Source organism: Duncaniella sp. (assembly GCF_029054785.1).
GTDB lineage: Bacteria > Bacteroidota > Bacteroidia > Bacteroidales > Muribaculaceae > Duncaniella.
Genome location: NZ_JAIDEN010000061.1, coordinates 1 through 2,318, shown reverse-complemented (window position 1 = coordinate 2,318; position 2,318 = coordinate 1). Strand labels below are relative to the sequence as shown.

Below are 2,318 nucleotides of genomic sequence, written 5' to 3'. Positions count from 1 at the left end.
TTCGTACCGCCTTACATCTATGGCCACAGCGTAAAAGTCCGAACTTCAATCCTTGAACCGGTCATCACGCGGGTGGGGGGTGTGCAGGTCGCTGATGACGGCACCGAGGGCGCATCCTAAAAAGAGGATGGAAAGGTAGTGGTGTTTAAGAAGTGCGGCAGTGACAGCCGCCGCGACCGGGATCAGGATAAAAAATCCGCTCATACCACACCCCTGCAAAAGAATACCGAGGATAAACACCGCGGTAAAAGGCAGGAGAGGGATGAGCGATAATTTCAAAACCGGATTTCAGAGGTGGTGTCACATATTCCAGATGTTCCAGGATTCGAATGCCTGTAACAGCAGCATTTCCAGTCCGTTTTTGACCTCTGCGCCGTTGGCGCGTGATTTTCGCATGAATGTTGTCATGTCGGGGTTGTAGATGAGGTCATAGCAGAGATGGTCAGGAGTGAGCAGGTCATACGGGATGTCAGGACAGCGGTCTACGTTCGGATACATTCCGAGCGGAGTGCAGTTGACGATGATCTTGTGGCTTTCCATTACTTCCGGTGTCAGCTGCGAGTAGGACAGTTGGCCTTCGGCCGGGGTGCGGGAAACGTAGACCGGATCAACTCCAAGGTTGATCAGCGCACGGTTGATAGCTTTAGATGCTCCCCCGGTGCCGAGGATCAGGGCCTTGCTGCGCTTCGGGTTGATCAGAGGTGCGATTGAGTTCTGAAATCCCATCGCATCGCTGTTGTAGCCTTTCAGTTTCACGTCTCCGTTCTTGTCGCGGATGATTTTGATGACATTGACAGCTCCGATCTGTGCGGCCTCGGAATCCATTTCATTCATGTAAGGGATGACCTGCTCCTTATATGGAATGGTGACGTTGAGTCCGGAAAGATTCGGATTTTCGGAAATAACTTCCATCAGATCGCCGATTTCCGGAATTTCGAAATTTACATATTCGGCATCGATGCTTTCTGATTCGAACATATTGTTGAAATAGCTCATCGAGAAAGAGTGGGTGAGAGGATAGCCTATCAGCCCGTAGACTTTGCGGCGTGGCAGTGACATATTCGTTATGATATTATGCGGTTGGTTATGCAAAAATGAAAAAATTCAGGAGTATTGGGTCAGACACATTCTGAGGTAGATGATGGCTGTAATGCCTCCCACGGAAGAAGAATGAAGTTGAGACGTGGCCCTTTGAGAATGTAGATCCTGAATCGGGATGTAGATCTGACACTGAGAATATCGGTCCACTGTATTGTTTCCGGATCAGGGACTGGGGGCGGTGGAAGTGGCGCTCGCTCTTCTTCATTTGCTGTCGGCAGGAGTACGCGTTTCGAAGCGCTGTTGTTGCCATCGTTTGGCTCGCTCTTTTCGTCAGGCAGATAGATGAGTCTGAGAGAGTTTCCTTCGTCGATCTCGATCTTTTTTCTGATGACGGCGCGCCGGGCCTCAGGTGTCAGCATATAATATGTATAGAGAAATGATATCAGCATTGGCACCACGATAAAAAGCAGCATCAGGGCGATGAGCAGAAAGCGTGGATCGGATGTGAATCCTATCGTAGCACACAGAAGTAGGGGCACGGCAATTGTCCATCCGTAGCGGGGAAGCCAAAGTCTGAGCAGGACGGACAGATAGTCGCCTGACGAAGCTGAGAATGCTTGAGTGGTTGTCACTTCAGGTCTGATAGCTATAAAAATGAAATGCTTTTGCTTAAAGATCGTTTTTTTTACAACCTCTTAGTCGATGAAACGTTTTGTCAGATCGCCATAGGCGTCAATGCGGCGGTCGCGGAGGAATGGCCACCAGCGGCGCACTTGCTCGGAGCGTTTCATGTCGATCTCAACAGTCGTTTCAACTTCTGCGTTGTCTGGAGCAAGATAGATGATTTCACCCTGCGGGCCGGCGACAAAGCTGGAGCCCCAGAATGAGATGCCATTCGTCGCGCCGGATGGGTCAGGTTCATGTCCGACACGATTGACGGTGACTACGGGCAGTCCGTTGGCCACGGCATGTCCACGCTGTACGGTCATCCATGCCTCCCGCTGACGCTTCTTTTCGTCAGGGGTATCGCTGCTTTCCCATCCTATTGCGGTAGGATAGATCAGCATTTCGGCACCGTTCATGGCCATGAGTCTTGCGGCTTCGGGATACCATTGGTCCCAGCAAACGAGGACTCCGAGCCGGCCGACAGATGTAGAGATCGGCTTGAATCCGAGATCGCCGGGAGTGAAATAGAATTTTTCGTAATATGCAGGGTCGTCGGGGATGTGCATTTTGCGGTATTTCCCGGCTAATGATCCGTCGCGTTCGAATACCAG

Annotated in this window: 3 protein-coding genes; all 3 read right to left on the bottom strand. The window is 51.1% G+C overall.

Annotated features, from left to right (window positions below; all coding sequences use genetic code 11):
• Positions 1-300: 300 nt before the first annotated feature.
• On the bottom strand, positions 301-1,059 hold the full coding sequence (locus tag K2H17_RS04115) for a shikimate dehydrogenase (RefSeq protein ID WP_300131741.1): 759 nt from the start codon (positions 1,057-1,059) through the stop codon (positions 301-303).
• Positions 1,060-1,118: 59 nt separating this feature from the next.
• On the bottom strand, positions 1,119-1,673 hold the full coding sequence (locus K2H17_RS04110) for a hypothetical protein (RefSeq protein ID WP_300131739.1): 555 nt from the start codon (positions 1,671-1,673) through the stop codon (positions 1,119-1,121).
• Positions 1,674-1,736: 63 nt separating this feature from the next.
• Positions 1,737-2,318: nitrilase-related carbon-nitrogen hydrolase (locus K2H17_RS04105; protein WP_300131737.1), on the bottom strand; the 582-nt coding region annotated here is incomplete at its 5' end.

Excerpts from the sequence above, each read along its gene's own strand:
- K2H17_RS04115 (WP_300131741.1), bottom strand. The coding sequence starts at position 1,059 with ATGTCACTGCCACGCCGCAAAGTCTACGGGCTGATAGGCTATCCTCTC.